Source organism: Nocardia sp. NPDC060249, from assembly GCF_042728755.1.
Classification (GTDB): domain Bacteria; phylum Actinomycetota; class Actinomycetes; order Mycobacteriales; family Mycobacteriaceae; genus Nocardia.
Window position 1 is genome coordinate 4,421 of the sequence record NZ_JBHXAQ010000005.1, and the last position, 17,312, is coordinate 21,732.

The 17,312-nt window shown below is 65.3% G+C and carries 23 protein-coding genes; 17 read left to right on the top strand and 6 right to left on the bottom strand.

All coding sequences use genetic code 11. The features are described 5' to 3' along the window. Positions 1-109: 109 nt before the first annotated feature. Entirely contained in the window at positions 110-466 is a 357-nt protein-coding gene (locus ACFWFP_RS19325) for an STAS domain-containing protein (RefSeq protein WP_379296849.1), read from the bottom strand. Positions 467-753: 287 nt separating this feature from the next. Here ACFWFP_RS19325 and ACFWFP_RS19330 point away from each other — a divergent pair, with 287 nt between their 5' ends. Continuing rightward, the gene (locus ACFWFP_RS19330) at positions 754-1,167 is read left to right on the top strand and encodes an ATP-binding protein (protein ID WP_379296851.1); all 414 of its coding nucleotides are present in this window, start codon (positions 754-756) and stop codon (positions 1,165-1,167) included. Between the two features lie 74 nt (positions 1,168-1,241). Here the strand turns inward: ACFWFP_RS19330 and ACFWFP_RS19335 are convergent, their stop codons facing one another. Further along, entirely contained in the window at positions 1,242-2,186 is a 945-nt protein-coding gene (locus ACFWFP_RS19335) for a helix-turn-helix transcriptional regulator (protein WP_379296853.1), read from the bottom strand. 348 nt (positions 2,187-2,534) lie between these two features. Here ACFWFP_RS19335 and ACFWFP_RS19340 point away from each other — a divergent pair, with 348 nt between their 5' ends. The 4 genes from ACFWFP_RS19340 (at position 2,535) to ACFWFP_RS19355 (ending at position 4,831) form a co-directional block, all read left to right on the top strand. Continuing rightward, positions 2,535-2,969 carry an STAS domain-containing protein gene (locus ACFWFP_RS19340; protein ID WP_379296855.1) on the top strand — a complete coding sequence of 145 codons (435 nt, stop codon included), beginning with the start codon at positions 2,535-2,537 and terminating at the stop codon, positions 2,967-2,969. Between the two features lie 119 nt (positions 2,970-3,088). Beyond that, positions 3,089-3,700 (top strand): flavodoxin family protein, encoded by a 612-nt coding sequence (locus ACFWFP_RS19345; RefSeq protein ID WP_379296857.1) that lies wholly within the window; start codon positions 3,089-3,091, stop codon positions 3,698-3,700. A 97-nt stretch (positions 3,701-3,797) separates the two neighbouring features. Beyond that, positions 3,798-4,253, top strand: a complete 456-nt coding sequence (locus ACFWFP_RS19350) for a flavodoxin domain-containing protein (RefSeq protein WP_379296859.1) — start codon at positions 3,798-3,800, stop codon at positions 4,251-4,253. Between the two features lie 200 nt (positions 4,254-4,453). Next, positions 4,454-4,831: an AMP-binding protein gene (locus tag ACFWFP_RS19355; RefSeq protein WP_379296861.1), complete on the top strand. Its 378-nt coding sequence runs from the start codon at positions 4,454-4,456 to the stop codon at positions 4,829-4,831. An 80-nt stretch (positions 4,832-4,911) separates the two neighbouring features. On the opposite strand, the gene ACFWFP_RS19360 is transcribed toward ACFWFP_RS19355, so the two are convergent. Continuing rightward, positions 4,912-5,310 (bottom strand): hypothetical protein, encoded by a 399-nt coding sequence (locus tag ACFWFP_RS19360; protein ID WP_379296863.1) that lies wholly within the window; start codon positions 5,308-5,310, stop codon positions 4,912-4,914. Positions 5,311-5,713: 403 nt separating this feature from the next. Here ACFWFP_RS19360 and ACFWFP_RS19365 point away from each other — a divergent pair, with 403 nt between their 5' ends. Next, entirely contained in the window at positions 5,714-6,115 is a 402-nt protein-coding gene (locus ACFWFP_RS19365; RefSeq protein ID WP_379296865.1) for a DUF302 domain-containing protein, read from the top strand. 51 nt (positions 6,116-6,166) lie between these two features. Then, positions 6,167-7,003, top strand: coding sequence for an LLM class F420-dependent oxidoreductase (locus ACFWFP_RS19370; protein WP_379296867.1), 837 nt, complete (start codon positions 6,167-6,169; stop codon positions 7,001-7,003). A 296-nt stretch (positions 7,004-7,299) separates the two neighbouring features. On the opposite strand, the gene ACFWFP_RS19375 is transcribed toward ACFWFP_RS19370, so the two are convergent. Beyond that, positions 7,300-8,115 (bottom strand): alpha/beta fold hydrolase, encoded by an 816-nt coding sequence (locus ACFWFP_RS19375; protein ID WP_379296869.1) that lies wholly within the window; start codon positions 8,113-8,115, stop codon positions 7,300-7,302. 234 nt (positions 8,116-8,349) lie between these two features. Between ACFWFP_RS19375 and ACFWFP_RS19380 the strand changes: the two genes are divergently transcribed. The 6 genes from ACFWFP_RS19380 (at position 8,350) to ACFWFP_RS19405 (ending at position 12,141) form a co-directional block, all read left to right on the top strand. After that, on the top strand, positions 8,350-9,090 hold the full coding sequence (locus ACFWFP_RS19380; protein ID WP_379296871.1) for a helix-turn-helix domain-containing protein: 741 nt from the start codon (positions 8,350-8,352) through the stop codon (positions 9,088-9,090). A gap of 173 nt (positions 9,091-9,263) precedes the next feature. Next, positions 9,264-9,599: a hypothetical protein gene (locus tag ACFWFP_RS19385; RefSeq protein WP_379296873.1), complete on the top strand. Its 336-nt coding sequence runs from the start codon at positions 9,264-9,266 to the stop codon at positions 9,597-9,599. 388 nt (positions 9,600-9,987) lie between these two features. Next, complete coding sequence (locus ACFWFP_RS19390; protein WP_379296875.1) at positions 9,988-10,482, top strand: ImmA/IrrE family metallo-endopeptidase; 495 nt, start codon at positions 9,988-9,990, stop codon at positions 10,480-10,482. Between the two features lie 23 nt (positions 10,483-10,505). Further along, positions 10,506-10,952, top strand: a complete 447-nt coding sequence (locus tag ACFWFP_RS19395) for a hypothetical protein (protein ID WP_379296877.1) — start codon at positions 10,506-10,508, stop codon at positions 10,950-10,952. Between the two features lie 5 nt (positions 10,953-10,957). Beyond that, positions 10,958-11,557 (top strand): hypothetical protein, encoded by a 600-nt coding sequence (locus tag ACFWFP_RS19400; RefSeq protein ID WP_379296879.1) that lies wholly within the window; start codon positions 10,958-10,960, stop codon positions 11,555-11,557. Next, positions 11,554-12,141 carry a hypothetical protein gene (locus tag ACFWFP_RS19405; RefSeq protein ID WP_379296881.1) on the top strand — a complete coding sequence of 196 codons (588 nt, stop codon included), beginning with the start codon at positions 11,554-11,556 and terminating at the stop codon, positions 12,139-12,141. The genes ACFWFP_RS19400 and ACFWFP_RS19405 overlap by 4 nt, the downstream gene beginning before the upstream one ends. Position 12,142: 1 nt before the next feature. On the opposite strand, the gene ACFWFP_RS19410 is transcribed toward ACFWFP_RS19405, so the two are convergent. Next, the gene (locus tag ACFWFP_RS19410) at positions 12,143-12,580 is read right to left on the bottom strand and encodes an XRE family transcriptional regulator (RefSeq protein ID WP_379296883.1); all 438 of its coding nucleotides are present in this window, start codon (positions 12,578-12,580) and stop codon (positions 12,143-12,145) included. A 389-nt stretch (positions 12,581-12,969) separates the two neighbouring features. Between ACFWFP_RS19410 and ACFWFP_RS19415 the strand changes: the two genes are divergently transcribed. The 4 genes from ACFWFP_RS19415 to ACFWFP_RS19430 all read left to right on the top strand — a co-directional run bounded on the left by ACFWFP_RS19415 (position 12,970) and on the right by ACFWFP_RS19430 (position 16,574). Next, on the top strand, positions 12,970-13,221 hold the full coding sequence (locus tag ACFWFP_RS19415) for a hypothetical protein (protein WP_379296885.1): 252 nt from the start codon (positions 12,970-12,972) through the stop codon (positions 13,219-13,221). Positions 13,222-13,626: 405 nt separating this feature from the next. Then, complete coding sequence (locus ACFWFP_RS19420; RefSeq protein ID WP_379296887.1) at positions 13,627-14,904, top strand: lipase family protein; 1,278 nt, start codon at positions 13,627-13,629, stop codon at positions 14,902-14,904. 250 nt (positions 14,905-15,154) lie between these two features. Beyond that, positions 15,155-15,379, top strand: a complete 225-nt coding sequence (locus ACFWFP_RS19425; protein WP_379296889.1) for a hypothetical protein — start codon at positions 15,155-15,157, stop codon at positions 15,377-15,379. Between the two features lie 19 nt (positions 15,380-15,398). Beyond that, positions 15,399-16,574, top strand: coding sequence for an alkane 1-monooxygenase (locus ACFWFP_RS19430; RefSeq protein WP_379296891.1), 1,176 nt, complete (start codon positions 15,399-15,401; stop codon positions 16,572-16,574). Between the two features lie 108 nt (positions 16,575-16,682). Here ACFWFP_RS19430 and ACFWFP_RS19435 read toward each other — a convergent pair whose 3' ends face one another. Beyond that, a complete protein-coding gene (locus tag ACFWFP_RS19435; protein ID WP_379296893.1) occupies positions 16,683-17,306 on the bottom strand; it encodes a TetR/AcrR family transcriptional regulator in 624 nt (207 codons plus the stop codon). Between the last annotated feature and the right edge of the window lie 6 nt (positions 17,307-17,312).

Consider the following 17,312-nt stretch of genomic DNA (forward strand, 5'->3'; position numbering starts at 1 on the left):
CAACCACGCGGTTTTTTCTCCACTTTTTAAGCGCCGCTACCTGTCATTTGTTTTTTTTTTTGGTGTTGGGCGGGGGGCGCCGGGGGGGGGGGCCCCCGCGACCTCGGATCTAGTGTGCGTTCGGCTCCGCGGCGATCGCCGCCTCGAGGGTGCCGTAGACCGCGAGCAGCTTGTCCAGCCCGGTCAGTTCGATCGGCCGTGCCACCTCACGGGAGGCGACCACGCGCAGCTGGTGCGGCGCTGCCTTGGACACGACGAGCAACGCGCTGAGCCCGGCCGAGCCGAGGAAGCCGACCTGGGTCATGTCGACCACCAAGGTCTTGCCGCCCTGCTGTGCCTTTTCCAGCGCCGCTTGCAGCTGGGGCGCCGAGGCCATATCCACTTCACCGCGCACGGTGAGAATTTCGAATTCGTCCTGTGCTCGTGTCTGCACCTCGAGGTCGCGGAAGCCGCCTTCTACACTCACCGAAGGTCTCCTCGGTTGCGATTCGCCACTTTTCTACCTCTTGCCTCTAGCTTCGCCGAGTCGGCGAATGTGCGAGCGATTCTTGCCCCAGCAACCTACCGCATCCGCTCGGACCGCAAACCGTTGCGCGGCACCGGGTACCCTGGCTCGGACGCATCCGCCGGGCCACGGCGAGAGGGCCTTCTCACGCCCGGAAGCGGCATATCCGTGTACTGCGCGGGTACTGCCAATGGCGCGGGGTTCCTCGCGGATTCGTTTGGACGTCGAGATGAAGAGGGAGGCATCAGGTGACGACGCACCCATCTCGGCAGCAGAGCGCCGTGAAGCCGTTCGAGATCGAGTTCTCGGCCGACGCCGCGCGGCTGGCTGAAGTCCGTCACGCGCTGCAGGCCTGGCTGGCGGAGGTGCCGGTCGACCCGAACGCGGCTTACGACATAGCGCTCGCTGTCGGCGAGGCGTGTACCAACGCCGTCGAGCACGGTCACCGTGGCGACGGCGGCACAGTACGCATCACTGCCGTGCTCACCGAGACTCACGTCCACACCGTCGTGACCGACAAGGGGCGCTGGACGGCACCCGATCCGGACAGCGATCAGTCACGAGGGCGTGGGATGGACATCATGCGCGCGCTGAGCAGCGAATTCGAGGTGAGCACGTCGGCGGCGGGCACCGTGGTGGACATGCGGTTCGCCAGGCCGTGAGACGGCGCTGACGTATCCGGTCGCGTGGGCTCGGACCTCGTTTGCGGCACCTGCGGGGTGGGGCCGTTCGGTCATCATTCGCGCAGTGTCTGATTCGGTGGCTGACCGTAGCGGTGGCGGTAGGCCGTGGCGAAGCGGCCGGGATGGGTGAAGCCCCATCGGTAGGCGATGGTCGCGACGGTCTGGCCGTCACCCGGCACCGCGGCGCTGAGTTGTTCGTGTGCCGCGGCGAGGCGCAGTCGTCGCAGGTACTCGAGCGGCGTCGTGTTCAGATGACGGCGAAAGGCCAGTTGCAAGGCGCGGGGCGTAACAAAGGTCGCCGCTGCGACGTCGGTGATCGCGATTCTGTCGCCCAGATGCGACTCCAGATAGGCGATGGCGCGGCGCACGGTGTGGGGGTGAGCGTCGTGACGATCGGTGGCGTTCGGCTCGTGCTCGGCCGTCGTCGGCATGGTGGCCAGCACTGTCGCGGCGAGATAGTCGGAGGCCGTCGTGACGGTGAGCGGGCTGTTCGCTGCGTCGGGGTCCGCGGCGATCTGCTGCAGATGGATGATCACCCGCCGCAGCCGCTGCCCGGCCGCGACCGTGACGGGCCGGTGCCCGGCTACGCGCACTCGGCCCCCGCCCGCGGGGGTGGCCATACGGTTCAGGATCGCGGGGTCGAACATGGTGATGTCGTAGCGACTGCTTCGGATGACCCCCGAGTAGGGCAGGTCGTCCGGGGTGAGCAGACCTGTCTGACCGGGGGTGAAAGTGTCGGGGCCGCAATCGTGATAGTTCTCCTCGATCCGACCGCTGTGCACGGTGACCAGGCAGACCCGACCGAGCGGATCGGCGTCGTAGGCCATGTCGAAACCCATGTCGAGCTGGTCGAAGTTGATCGAACCGAGCACCTCGCGACGGATCCGGGTGCGTACCTGGTGCGGGCCGTGGTTGCCGATCTGCACCCGGGTGTAGGCGGTGTTGAGGAACTCCTCGGTCACGGCCAAGTCGTCGCTCTCGAATTCCAGCCTCTGCACGACCCTCCCTCCGTGGACACGCGATCACGGGCACGGCGGGAGTGGCTGGGCGCCGGACAACCGCGCCCGTACAGTTTTCCGCTCCATGTTACCGGCTCGACAACAGACGACGCACCCGCTGTTCTGCCCTCAGCGCATCGCGTGTCGCGGCTGCGCGCCCGGGCCACAGCGACGAAATGCGAAAGCGGTGCACCGCGAATCAGGACAGAAAGCGAACAACTGGGCGTCGCCGCGGTGACGGAGCAGGGCAGTTGCCAGGCCGCGTGCTGGAATAGGGAGCCAGCCCGATCTCGAGCACACGGGACAGTTGGCAACGCGCCGCTCTCTGGTGCTGAAGAATCGAGTCCGTTGAACAATCGTCCTGACGAAACCCGCTCGCCCGCAGCCGACGACCCGGCCGCCGATCTCTGCCGCCGCTTGGGTGCCGTCGTGGAATCCGCGGGGCAGGTCACCGTGCTGCGTGCCCGCGGGGAGATCGACGCGTATACGCTCCCACGCTGGCGGAGCCTGCTCGGGTCCGCTGTCCCCGCGTCCGCCGTCGACGGTCACCTCGTGGTCGATCTGGACGAGGTCACGTTCCTGTCGGTACGCGCCATCATGGCCCTCGCCGACCTGGCCGAGCAGCTGGACCGACGCGGCATCGGGATGCATCTCGCCGACGGACGGACCGGCGCGAGCATCGCGCGGGTGGTCGACCTCGCCGGAATGAGCGAGTGGATCTCGATCCACCGGGACCTCGCGACGGCTCTCGCCGCTACCGCCGGCCCGCGCTCCGACGCCTGACGCCGCTGAGCATGTGTAGCGTTGGCACGGAGAGAACGAATGTGCCCGATGCTGGCCGTCCGTGGCTGGGCGCCTTCCGTGTGGTCCGCGCGAGTTGATCAGCACCGAAAGGATTCACGATGGCCGCTTCTCTGCGAGCTCTCGCTCTGATTTGCACGCTCAAGCCCTCGCCGTCCGCGTCGAGCAGCGTCCTCATCGCCGATCAGGTGCTGGCCGAGCTGGCCACCCACGGCGTGGACGGTGATTCGGTCCGGGTCGCCGATTTCGACATCCGCCCCGGTGTCAGCGCCGATGAGGGTGATGGAGATCAGTGGCCTCAGATCCGGCGCCGGGTCCTCGACGCCGATATCGTCTTACTGGCGACCCCGACCTGGCTGGGTCATCTGTCCTCGATCGCGCAGCGAGTGCTCGAACGCCTCGACGCCGAACTGTCCAACACCGACGACGCGGGCAGACCCGCGATGTTCGGCAAGGTGGGCATCGCCGCGATCGTCGGTAACGAGGACGGTGCGCACAAGATCGCCGCCGACACCTTCCAAGCGCTCGACGATATCGGCTTCACCATTCCCGCCCAGGGGTGCACCTATTGGAACGGCGAGGCGATGGGCAGCATCGACTACAACGATCTACCCGGCACCCCCGACGCCGTCCGCGAAACCACCCGCACCATGGCACGCAACGCCGCTCACCTGGCCGGATTGCTCCGCGCACAGAACTATCCCACGGACTGACTACCCGATCCACATCGCCCGCTCGGGTACCTGATGACACGCGCCCAGAGGGAGTGTTAGGTTAGGCATACTTAACTATTGGGAGTGAGGTCTGTTCGTGCGCGTGGTCATTCTCTTCGGATCGGAGCTGGGTACGTCCGAATCGGTGGCGGACTGTCTGGCCGACGAGCTGTCGAGCCATGAAGTCTCGGTCTACGACATGATCGATGTCGACCCGGGTGATCTGGACGCCGCGGACTTCCACATCGTCGTCTGCTCGACCTACGGCGACGGCGATCTGCCCACCGGCGCCGAACCGTTCTTCGACACTCTCGACGCCACCCGCCCTGATCTCACCGGTCTGCGCTTCGCGGTCTTCGGCCTCGGCGACAGCGTCTACGGCGACACCTTCAACCGGGGCGGGGAGATCGCCGCCGAGAAGCTGACCGAGCGCGGTGCGCTACAGGTCGGCGAACACGCCCGTCACGATGCCTCGACCGAGATCAAGCCCAAGGACATGGCCAGGCAATGGGCGGCGACACTCCCGCTGCACAGCTACGTCGCCGCCGTATGATCCACGGCGCCAGGCTCCGTCGCCGGTCGCCTTTGAGGCTTCAGAACTGAAATCTATCGCTCAGGCCCGAATTGGCCTTTAGGGTCAAGTTATCGGGGAATTTCGCGGTACTGTTATTGCCGCAGCGGACTATGTTATCGCAGCGCCGTATTTCACTGATCGTTCAGAATTTGGATACCTGAGGCCTTTGTCATAGAGCGATGACATCGTCCACATCGGGCCTGACGTTGCATCAGCGGCCGGCCGAGGTCGCGACCGCGAATCCGCAGGTCCGCACCACGTTCTGGTCATTGTCGCAATCGACGCTCACCTACGCCGAACTCCGGGAACGCTCCGTCGCGGCCGCCGCGGCGCTGGTCGCGCGCGGCATCGGGCGCGGTGAGCCGGTTGGCCTGCTGTGCCCGAACGCGCCGGAATTCCTCATCGGCCTGTTCGCGACCACGACCGCGGGCGGGGCGGCCACCCCGCTGCCGCTGCCTGCTGGGGCCCGCCAATTAGCTTCCTACCCAGCGCGTTTGGCGGGAATACAGCACCGACCTCCGTCGACTGGATCTGATCTGAGCGAGGCAGCCGCATGAGCGCCACACCGAATGCCCTGACCCGGTCTTGCTGAGCAGGCTTCACCGGTCCGGCGTGGCCGTCGCGCCAGTCGGATCGCTCAGTCCAGCAGCTGTGGGTCCCGTCGGCAGTAGGTGATGAACGGGTCGATGACGATCACGTCGGTGACGGTCAGCAGCTCGGTGGGCACCTGGCCCTCGAGGTGTGCGAACGTGGGGCACAGCACCACATCGACGGCGAGCTCGGTGACGAGGAACCGTAGCCGGGCCAGCGGTGTCCCCGCGAGCACCAGAGTCCCGAGCAACTCGTAGCCGTGATCGATCGCGGTGGTACGGATCAGCGATTCGCACTGCGGTCGGCTCGGTCCGGTCAGGTCGGCACGCACGTAGCCGATCGCGGTCTTGACGGCCGTACGCCGATGCCGACGGGCGAACCCGATGTCTGCTGGTGCGCGGGTGAACCAGCGCGCACCGGCCGGGGCCGAGATCTGTTTGTTCATCGGATGTCCTGCCTTCGGTCGGTGCCATGTCTGCGGCACGGCACGGATGGGGAAGGTGATGGCGAGATCGCACCAGGCCGTGACGATCTGGCGCGGTGAGCTCTCGGAGTGGAGCGTCTGACGGGCCAACCTCACCACAGTTACTGCCGGGCAAATAGAGTAGAAAGTCCCTCTAAAAAGAGTTGTCGGCGACCTGTGTAACCGTCGGCGACGTGCTCGCTGCTCGGGACCGTTCGACCGTTCCGGTCCCTTCGGATCCGACTGTGCCCGCGCGAGGAGCGGAGAATGGAGACATGAATCGCCCGACCCGAATGCATGACGGCGAGGTTGTTCACCTGGCCCGTATCGTCACAATGACGAGTACATCGGCTTGCTCACATCGATGCCGTGAAAGGAGTTCGTGATGGATCTCGCCCTCTCCACCAGCCTGCACACCACGTTCGACGACGCGATCGAACGCACTCGCGAGGCGCTCGCGGCGCAGGGATTCGGCATCCTCAGCGATATCGACATGCGCGCCACGATGAAGGCCAAATTAGGTGAGGAGATGGAGGACTACCGAATCCTCGGCGCCTGCAATCCGCATCTGGCGCACCGCGCGGTCGACATCGACCGGCAGATCGGCCTGCTGTTGCCCTGCAATGTAGTGGTGCGCCGCGACCGCTCCACCGACGACACGATCGTTGTCGAGGCCATGAATCCCGAACTGATGTCCCAGGTCACCGGCGAGCCCGCGCTCGCACCGGTCGTCGCCGATGCCACGGCGCGTTTGCGTGCGGCGATCGACGCACTCGCCGCCGCCTGAGCGCCCTGTTCGTCCCGGAATAGTCGCGACGGGACCCGTGTTGCCTCCGGCATGACCAATAGTGATCTCGGCAAATTCGGTGTGTGGCGCCACTACAAGGGGTTCGCCCCCGCGGCAGCCCGCGAGGTCGAAGAACTGGGGTACGGCGCGTTGTGGCTCGGCGGATCGCCGCCTGCCGATCTGTCAGTGGCCGAATCGCTGCTGGAGGCAACGGAGTCGCTGACTGTCGGCACCAGCATCGTGAATATCTGGACGGCGCCCGCAGGGGCAGTAGCGGAGTCCTTTCACCGCATCGACCAGCGATTTCCTGGCCGCTTCCTGCTCGGTGTCGGAGTGGGTCATCGGGAGGCCAACGGCGCGGGGGCCGTCAAGCCGTACGACGCGCTGGTGGCCTATCTGGACGAACTCGACGCGGCGGGTGTACCGAAGGAGCGCAGGGCGTTAGCGGCGCTCGGCCCGCGCGTATTGGAACTCGCTCGGGAGCGGACCGCGGGCGCGCTGCCCTACCTCGCCCCACCCGAGCACACCAGAACTGCCCGCGAAACGCTTGGCGCGGACGCGCTTCTGGTCGCGGAGCAGAAGGTCGTTCTGGATGATGATGTGGCGCGGGCGCGCGAGCTCGCCCGGGGTACGGTTTCCCTGTATCTGGGGCTGGTGAATTACCTGAGTAACCTGCGCCGCGTGGGCTTCTCAGAGGAAGACATCGCCAAGCCGGGAAGCGATCGGCTGATCGATACCCTGGCCGTCAACGGCACGCCCGCCGCAGTCGCCGCCGGATTGGTGGCGCACCTGGACGCGGGCGCCGACCATGTCGCGATCCAGCCGTTGAACGAGGACTACCTCGAGGCACTACGCGTGTTGGCCGCGGTTCTGCCGTTTACTCGGTAAAGGCCGGCTACGCCACGGGCTTCGCGCGGACGAACTCGAGCTGAGCGAGAGGTCAGCCGAACCCGCGCCGACGAATCCACTTCGAAACGCGGGCACTGACATTCATCGGAAAAGCCACTGACATAAAATTGTACGAAGCCATCGCTGTTCGAAGTCGTGCGCAATGATTGCTTGCGGGTTCAGCTGCGGCTGAACAGAATTGCCGATTATCGGTGTGAGCCCGAATATCTGTGTAGCACAGGCCGTTCAGCAGGTTGTCGGCAAACGTTTGCCGACAACCTGTTCGGGTTCGATCTTCACCGCGGCTCGTGGTCGCGCTCGGCGACCACGCGGACGGCTTCGGCGATGGTGGGGTAGTCCTTGCGCAGGATGCTGCCGTGGTTGCTGGGGACTTTCGCGTGGATATCGATGTTGGGATTGCGTTCGACGACCTTGGACAGGCTGGCGCGGATGCGTTCCTGGTGGTCGCCCTTGCTGCCGAGTGAGGACCCCGAAGCATTCACGTAGCGCGTCGGGACGCTGATGTTGTCCATCACCGGGCCCAGCACTCGTTCGCGGGCGATCTCGCCGGCCTCGATGTTGCTGTCGGCCATCTGTTCTGCGGTCATCCGTGCGCCCCGGCCCGTCAGGCGCATCAGCGGCATCAACCAGCCCAGGCGCCGCCACAGTGTCCGCATGCCCTCGATATCGACCTCGTCGATCCAGTCGTGCGGTTGTGCGCCCTCGACCAGCACCGCGCCCATGGTCCGGGCGGGGTTGCGGCTGGCCCAGTGCGCCGCGACGAAGGCGCCGTAGGACCAGCCGATCACCAGCGCCCGCTGCACACCTCTGGCGGCGAGCACGGTGTCGATATCGGCGACGTTGGTTTCGAACGAGTAGTCCGCCGAGGTCCCCGACTTGCCGCGGGCCCGCATGTCGTAGGTGATGTGGCGCCACTGCGGGCCCAGTTCGGTGATGACATGCCGCCAGTACTTCTGAGTGGCGACGTGGCCGTTGACGTAGAGCACCGGGATGCCGGATCCGCCAGTGTCGGTGACGGCCAAGGATGTGTCATCGACAGTCACCATCCCGGTCCAGGTCGAATCGGTAGAGGCAACGCTGGTGGTTCGCATGTGTTTTCTCCTGGCCTTGCTGGATGAATCACTCTTTCCTGACACTGGAAACGCTACGTAGCTTTCCTGACTTGAGCAATCAAATTGATGGCGGAATGTCGATATATGGGCTGTTCAGAGCGCAAATATTGTTGCGACCACCTTGAAGATAACGCAACGCCAGGAGGTCGGTTTCGTTGCGATGACTGAGCCCGATTCGCTACAGTTAGGGCATCGCGAACGAAGGAGCCCGTCATGTCGGGAGGCAGACTCACCCAGGCCGAACGCAGGCAGATCGCCCTGGGGCTGGCCGACAACCTCCCCTACGCGGTGATCGCCCGGCGTCTGGATCGTCCGACCTCGACGATCACGCGCGAGGTCATGCGCAACGGCGGCCCCGCGTCCTACCGTTCCGACCTCGCTCAACGCGCCACCGAACGCCGCGCCCTGCGGCGCGCGCAGCCGAGGCCCCGGGATCGGCCATCCCCGGCACCCGGCCGGGGTCGCGACGACGAGTCCGTGCGCGACTACGAAGAAACGTTCACCACGATGCTCATGCAACAGGGCATGCCCAGAACAACTGCCCGGGTGCTGACCTGCCTTTTCACTGCGGACACCGGTAGTCTCACCGCATCGGAGGTCGTCGGGCGACTCCAGATCAGCCCGCCGTCGGTCTCGAAGGCGATCAAAATCCTCGAACTCCAAGGCCTCGTCCGCCGCGAAACCGATGAACGCCGCCGCGTGCGCTACATCGTCGACGACAACGTCTGGTATCAGGCGACGATCGACAGCGCCCGCGGCATGGCCGAAGTCGCCGAGATCACCCGCCAAGGCGTCGAGATCTTCGGCCACGGCACTCCGACCGCCACCCGGCTGGCGAACATGGCCCGCTTCAGCGACTTCATCAGCGACAGCATCCTGCGAGCCGCGGCGCAGAGCCGTGAGGTCCTCTACCCGAATACCGAGACGAGTCCGAAGGCTACGGAGACGAGATAGATGTTCGGGCCGGTGGTCGTCGGATTCGGCGCGCAGGCGCATAGTCGATGGTAATGCTCACAAATTCACTGATAGTAGCTGCATATTAGCCCCAGGGTTCCGGGTAACTCTTCGTTTTCCGCAAATGTTCGGTACGGTGACGTCACGACGGACCGAACATAACAGGGGGACTCATGGGTGCGGATATCAACTTTTTCCCGCGAACGCCAGACGGTGAAGGCGGGGATCACGAACACGGGGACTTAGGGTGGACCGCTGGTCTCGGTCCCGAGCCATGCGACAGCGACACCGTTCATCTGCACGATGTCGTGGATCAATTGGAATACACGGTACAAATCTGTTCACAGGAGAGTATTCCCCTTCCTTTCGTGCTGAACGAAGTCGAATCAGCCCTCGGCGTCGCCCTCGATGACAGCTCCGCTGACTGGCGTTCCGCCCTGCATCTACACCTTGTCGATTATGTAACCTCGGCGTTCGCGAAGCACCACCTGCAGCGGCCTCCTGCGTGACGACGAGTTGCACCGATTGCTCTGGTGCAGTGTGACTCGGTGGCGCGCTCGAGGCCATGGCGTCTGAGTGCTCGTGAAATATGTTGAAAAGCAATGTATCTGGCAATGGCGCGCTAGATTCCGGGGGTGTTGGCTGCGTATTCGCTGCAATCGGTGACGGCCGTGAAGGGGTCCTGGGACCGAGGCACACCGACCGAATTGTGGCCAATTGCAGAGCACCGCAACTGAACTCGATCTCGAACACTTCACACCGGAGCTGGTTGACGAACGTGCCGCATTGGGACGCTGTGGTCGTCGAGCCGCAGGGGTCCTAGCCGACCCTGGAGCCCCTCCGGCGAAGCCCGGCTCGGCAATCGGCGCTCGGCCGGTCGGAGTCGGGTGTGGTTGGATGTTGGGCGTGTTCAGCGGTCCGGCGGTCAATTCGGCGGTCGACCGTATCTTCACCATGGCGACGGTGGAGGAGTCTCGGTCATTGGATGGGTTGGTGGAGGCGGTTTCTCGCTTCCGCGGGCGGCCGTTACAGGTGATCGAGAACTCGGCACTGCCGGCGGGGGTCTTCGGGCAGTGGGTCCACTACCGGGATCACGATGAGGTCAGCGTTGCCTCCTGGGTGCAGACTCGGGACCGGACTCTTGCCCACGAACTGGGGCATATCGTGCTGGGACATCAGGGACGGCCGGTACTCGAGCTGGCCCAGGCGGTGCTGCCGGCCGGGGTACACGAGTTGGCCGCGCTGATGTTGCGCCGAGAGTGCGGCAATGCGGGTGCGGCCGACGAGGAATCGGCCGCCGAGCAGTTCGCGAGCGTGCTGTTGAACCGCTTGCAGCGCATCGGTCGCAAAGAGCCGCGGCTGCGGTCCCGCTGGGGCGAGGCACTGGGGTGAACGCCACCGTTCTGGCGCCCCTGATGTGGATCGCCGTGGTGAGCCGGGCGTGGCGGTGGTGGTGGACGCGCGGCTGGGTGCTGGGGAGCATGGTGGTGGCGTTGGGTGTTGTCGCCGTGCATTTGAGTGTGAACATCCCGGCGGTGGAGACGTCGGTGCAGGCTGTCGTGCCGATTGCCAATTTCTCGACCGGATTGCGCATAGTGCTGTTCAACCTGATGGCGGCCGCCTCGGGTGTGCTGGCCTTGGCCGTCACGACCGATCCGGAGAGGGTGGCGCGCGGGGCGCGGGTACTCGGCCTGATCGCGGTGGTCGGTTCGGTGGTGGCGATGGCGATTTTCGCCTGCGCGCCGACGGTTCCGCAGGCGGCAGGCGGATTCGAGTTCGACATCTCTACAGCCATCTGCCCGGGTATGCCGAGGCGGGCATCGCCGGTGCGCTGTTCCCGGCGCTGCTGTGCCCCGCGCTGATGGTGATGACCGCTCGTGCCGCGGATGTGCGCAGTCTGACCGGGTGGAGTTTGACCCTGCTGTCGGCGGGTCTGGCCGCGGCGACGGTGTGGGCGTGGATTCGGCTGAGCTACTTCGTGGCGGTGCGCTATCTCGATGCGCCCCAGCTGCCCGTGGTCTTCGAGGTCACCCGGGCGGTATCCGCGGTGGGCGTGCTGGTGATCTTCGTCGGCATGATGTTGTCGCCGGTCGTGTCGTGGGTGCGTGCGAAGCGAGTCCTGTGGGCGATCGGCCCGCTACATCGAGAGTTGACGACGCGCTGGCCCGGCGTTCGCCGGGCGTCCCGGTGGGGCAGTAGCACCGATGAGCGAGCCGATGACCGGGTCACCGAATTGCTCGATGCCTTGAGCATGGAAGCTGAGAACGCCCCACAACCTGACGCTTCCGTGGCAGGCATGTCGGAAGTAGCTGCGGCAGTAGCAGAGTGGCTGTTGCGGGGGCGAGCATCGACGGCGTTCAGTAGTGCCGGTATTCGGTCGGCTGCCCTGGCGGCAGACCTCGATCGCACGTGGGCAATGACTTTGGGACGGAAGTACCGGGATGAACAGCGAGAGGTTTCGGCGTGACGGAAACGATGGTGCCGCAAGCACGTGCGGCTCGGGTGATCACCGAGCTCGGGGCGCCCTGGGTGATCAATATCGTGACCGGGACGATCGCCGGGTTCGCTGTGGGTGCTCCAGGATGGGGGCTTTTCGTCGCAGCGATCACCGGCGGCATCCCGATGATCATCATCCTGGCCGGTGTGCGGCGCGGCATTGCCAGCGATCACCATGTGACCGATATCGACGGTCGGCGCTGGGTGATTCCGGCGATTCTGGGCATCGTGGGCGTGGGCCTGATCGTCGAGATCGTGCGGGGCGCCCCGCGCGCTCTGATCGCATGGACGGTGGCCGGGCTGGTCGTCCTGTTCGGCATCGGCATCGTGACCGTGATCGGCAAATGGAAGGTGAGTGTCCATACCGCCGTGAGTGCGGGAACAACGGTCCTGCTGGCGCTGATCGCCTCACCGTGGTTTCTTGCCGCGCTGCCGCTGACCGTCGTCAATGGATGGTCGCGAGTGTGGCTGGGTGATCACACCCGCGGACAGGTCGTCGTCGGCTCCGTTGTGGGAGCGGCGCTCGCGGCCTGCGCCTATCTGCTCGCGTCCTGAATCAGTTGTCCGCGTCGGCCGCGTCGGTGCTGCGGCGCAGCTCCCGGAACCCGACTTCGAACACCTCGGCAGGGTTGTAGGTACGGGCGGCGACCTGTTCGGCACCCGAATCACGGATCGTACTGATCCAAGCGATGTGGCGCCGGATCTCCGCAGAGGACTCCGGCGACCCGAAATAGTCGATCGGGACGCGGAATACGGTGGCGATGTCGGTCACGGTCGGCAACGTGGGTGAACGGCGTTTCCCCGACAGCAGTTGTGACATGTAGCCGGTGGTCATCCTGCCCCCGTTGGCCCTGATGATGTCGACCACCTCGGTCTGACTGTACGGACCCCGACCGCGCGGATACACCGTCTCGAAGAGAAACCGCAGGCGATCGGCGAACGTCGATCCGTCTTCGGATTCTATTGGTGTGTCATCATTTTCGAGGTTCGACATGCCCCGACCTCCTTCTCCATGCGCACCCGCCCGGCACAACTGCAGCTACCTTATCCACCCACCACAAAACTTGCTCTTGCAACTTGCACTAGCAAGCTGGCCATCTTAGGCTCACGATAGCCGTCCTGAGCGGTCGGTTGGGTACGGACCCTCCAGTTCGGCGAGTCCCGGTTCGCTCGTGAAGGGGGCAAGCGAACCGCCCGCGGTTCGCAGCTACCGCAGAATGCACAATGGCGTGCATCCTGCGGTTTCTGCTTCGGCCAGGACACCGCCCAGGAGCGCAGCCACAGCACGGCGTTCACGCTGTCGCTCATGAGGGTGCTGATCAGGGAGACCAGGCCAACGGCGAATGCAATGGTCGTGCTCGTTCGGCCCGCGCAAGGAGTCATATGTCGCACAGCTTGGAGACGCTGTACAGGCAGCTCGTAGGACAGTTCGCCGACCAGGTCTCCCACAGCGACTCCGTCACAAGGGAACTCGCTTTCCGCAACGGAGTCGCGTTGAGATTGTGGGTCGAGAACGACAATGTCCATGCCGAACTCGATTCGCTGCAGGGTGGTCCGGAGTTGTGGATTCTCCTTCCTGGCAGCGATGACATCGACGACTTCGTCGATGCGGTCGCTGACGCCGTCGGCTGCTGAATCGACCCTGTAGCAGACGAATCGGTGACTGTTTCAGTCAGGTGATACCCGAGCCACGACACGTCGGCCACCCGCAGTGCGGTACGCAAAAGCGTTGTCCCACAGAGAGTTAGATCGGATCACGAACAAATGGAAGGCGCCTGATCGCGAAGTCGTTACGCCGAAGCGGCACCCGCCGCACCGATGCCGGCGCCATGGCATAAGCTGTGCCCCCGGCACCGCGATATCCGTGCCTGGTTCTGTGCTCGACGGAGATGCCCGCAGTTTTGATCTAGATCTCTCGGGTCGAACATCACGCTTTCTGCTCACGATCCGCTGACAAGCGGTGTTGCGCTCCATCCGTGGCGATTGCGCTGTTCGGTTCGATAGCTGCCCTGGACGGACAACCTCGCACGAAGGATCGGTATGAAGAGCGGAAAACGCGCGTGGATCGCAGCACTTATGGGGACCCTCATGGTCGTCGGCGCCGGAGTCGCGGCCACCCCGACGGTAGGCGCCCAGCCGCAGATGCAGGTGGCGGGAGGTGACATTGTCCGTGCCGAAGGTTCGGCGACGGCGATCACGATTCCCGGCCCGGCCGGGCCGATACCGGCACGATCCACCCGCCTCGTCTACACCAGCAACGACACCCACGGCGCGCCGAACACGGTGGTCGGCACCTATCTCGAGCCGACTCAGCCCTGGACCGGCCCGGGCCCGCGACCACTGGTGGCCTACGCGGGCGGCGCACAGGGGCAGAACGCCGATTGCTCGCCGTCGGCGATGCTGGGGCAGGTGATCCGGTACCAGCCGCCCGCCGACGTGATCTTCGAATACGACATCATCGCGATCTACCAACTGCTGTCGAGCGGGATGGCAGTGGTGATGACCGATTACCACGACTTCGGGGTACCGGGAGTACACGACTTTCTGAACCGCAGGACGCAGGCACACGCGGTGCTGGATTCCGCGCGGGCAGCGCTGCGGCTGCCCGGTTCGGGGTTCGGCCCGGACACACCGGTCATCATCTACGGCTACTCCCAGGGCGCGATGGCCTCTGCTGCCGCCGCCGAACTGCAGGCCGAGTATGCACCTGACCTCAACGTGCGCGGGGTGCACGTGGGCGGGCCGGTGGTGGGGCCGCAGGATTTCATCGCGCGCAGTGACGGCAACCCCGGCGTCGCGCCTGCCATCGCGTGGGTGCTCAACGGAATTGCCGCCGACTACCCCGAGACACGCCCGGTACTCGATGCCGAGCTCAACGAGACCGGTAAAGCGATCCTGCACGACTCCGCCGGGACGTGCGGGGGCGGTCTCTCCGAGACTCTCGTCCAGCCCCAGGACACGTCGCGGTGGACGACCAGCGGACGGCCGATCACGGCCGTGATCGACGGTTCCCCCGAGTTGAAGCGGGTATTCGACGAGCAGCGGCTCGGCGGGTCCGCTCCGGCGGCGCCGGTGCGCGTCTACTCGGCCAGGTACGACGAGAAGGCCACCTATCCCGCCGCGCGCGATCTGGCCGCGCGATGGTGTGGCGGCGGCGCGGCGGTACTGCTGGATGCGGACAGCTCGGTGCCCGCGATGTCGGGCTTCTTGGGCACCCACAATATGGCCTTCTTCCCGTCGCTGACGAGTTCGCAGCCCTGGATGGTCGATCGCCTCGCCGGCGTGCCCGCTCCGGTGAACTGCGCGGCGCTGCCCTAGCCGCGCCGATCTCCATCGATTCTCGGGACCACGCCAGTCGACCGCATCGCCCCACGAGCAACTCCGGTAACATCGGTGGCTGCGATGCGGTCAGGCGAGAATGCGGTGAGTACCACTTATCAAGGCAAAGCACCGCGCGAGTGATCCCGGATTCGGCCGCGCCGAGGTGGGCGCGGCGCGGCTCGGGGGGCGAGGACGTCGCTGTGCGCGGCGCGCTGGTGCCACTGAATTGCCAGGAAGGACAACCTCCGTGGAGTTCGACGTCACCATCGAGATCCCGCAGGGATCACGCAACAAGTACGAGAACATCCTGTGCGTGCTCGCACACGACCCGCACTGGGATCACCTCCGGGATCTCGACGACGCACCCGCCGTCGACCCGGTGTCGTTCTTCCCTGCGTTAGCGCCGCAGCAGCGGATGACCGACAGCCTCGGAGGTCAGCCCGTACCGACGAACTGCGCGAGGCTGCCGTGACCCCAACGTTTCGATGAGGATGTCGAGGCGGGAGCCACGGACGCGGCACCTGCTCGAGCGGTACTTGGCGCCGACGGCAGATCCGAAACGGTATCTCTGGGTATTCGGATTGGTCGCGCCGGTGTGCGCGTTGCTGCCCTCACAGCTGGTGATGCGTACCGGGTTGACGGTCTTCTGGTGGATCGAACCGATTGTCGTGCTGTGCGTGATTCCGGTGCTGGATCGACTTGTCGGTGAAGACGGCCATAATCCCAGCGACGAGGATTACGAAGAACTCGGTGCCAACCGCTATTACCGGTGGTGTACCTACCTGTTCCTGCCGGTGCAGGCCGTTGCCCTGGTGATCGCGTGCCACCTGTGGGCCGATTCGCAGCTTCGATTCGTCGACAAGCTGGGGCTGGCCGTGACTGTCGGTTTCTTGGCGGGTATCGGTATCAACGCCGCGCACGAACTCGGTCACCGGGTCGAGCGGCTCGAGCGGTGGCTGGCGAAGGCGGCGCTGGCCCAATCCGGGTACGGGCATTTCTACGTCGAGCACAACAGGGGCCATCATGCTCGGGTTGCGACGCCGCAGGACCCGGCCAGCGCTCGGTTCGGTGAGTCGTTGTGGGAATTCCTGCCCCGCAGCGTGATCGGGGGGTTTCGGTCAGCGCTCGAACTGGAGCGGGACCGGCTGCGACGCCAGCACCGTTCGTGGTGGTGCCCGCACAACAATATTCTGCAGTCGTGGGCGATGACAGTGGTGTTGTTCGGCGGGCTCGTCGCGACGTTCGGGCCCGGTGTCCTGCCCTATCTCGCCGTTCAGGCGGTGGTAGGCGTCTGGCTGCTCGAGACGGTGAACTATGTCGAGCACTACGGCCTGCTGCGACGTCGATTGCCGAACGGTCGCTGGGCGCGCTGCTCGCCGGCCGACAGCTGGAACTCCGACCGCCTTGTCACCAACATCTTCCTGTTTCACCTGCAGCGGCACAGTGATCATCACGCCAATCCCGGGCGCCGGTATCAGACCCTGCGCACCGCGTCCGAGGCGCCGCAGCTGCCCGCGGGCTATGCCACGATGATCGTCTTGGCGTCGGTGCCGGTGCTGTGGCGGCGCACTATGGACCACCGGGTCCTGGCGCATTACGACGGCGACCTCACCCGCGTCAATACGATGCCTGGCCGTGTTGGGCGTGCGAGTCGCGGGTCGAACTGATCGTGAGGCAGCTGGGCGCGGATTCACCGGCCGAAAGTGGCATCCCTCGGGGTGCCGGCCTGCCTCGCTCGTCTCGCCGGACGCGGAGCCGTCCGACTGCACCGACTGTCAGGGTGCTCGGTTCACCACGGCTAGTGCGAGTTCGGTGCACAGGGCAGCTACTTCGGTGGTCGGCCGACGGGGGTCGCTCAGCCAGGTTGCTACGAGCTGGTTGATCCCGCCGACGACGAACAGGGCTTCCTGACGCCGGATCTCCGGATTTGCGGGGGTGTCGAGGAATTCCGCGCTGTACTGCATCACGAGGTCGGTCACGATGCCGACGGCACGGGAGCGCAACTCTTCGAGCCCCGCGACGCTGTGGGTATCGCTGGTGAGGATGCGGTGGATGCTGGGGTCGTCGGCGATCGTGTCGAGGTAGGTCGTCAATGCCCGCAGGAGTTTGCGTTTCAGGCTGCCGGGCTCGGCCTGGCTCGCGTCGACGAGGGTGGTGAACAGCTCCTCGTTCACCTGCTCGGCGACGGCGAGTATCAGTGCGTCTCGGGTGGCGAAATGTTCGTAGAAATAGCGCGGCGTCAACCCCGACGCGGCGCACACGCGGCGCACGGTGACCTCGCTCGGGCCGGCCTCGCCCCAGATCTGGCGACCCGCGGCGAGGAGTTTGTCGCCGCGTTCGTCACGTCGATTCGCCGCGCTGATTCCTCGGTAGGACCGGACCACCTCTGCGCGCGCCATTGACAG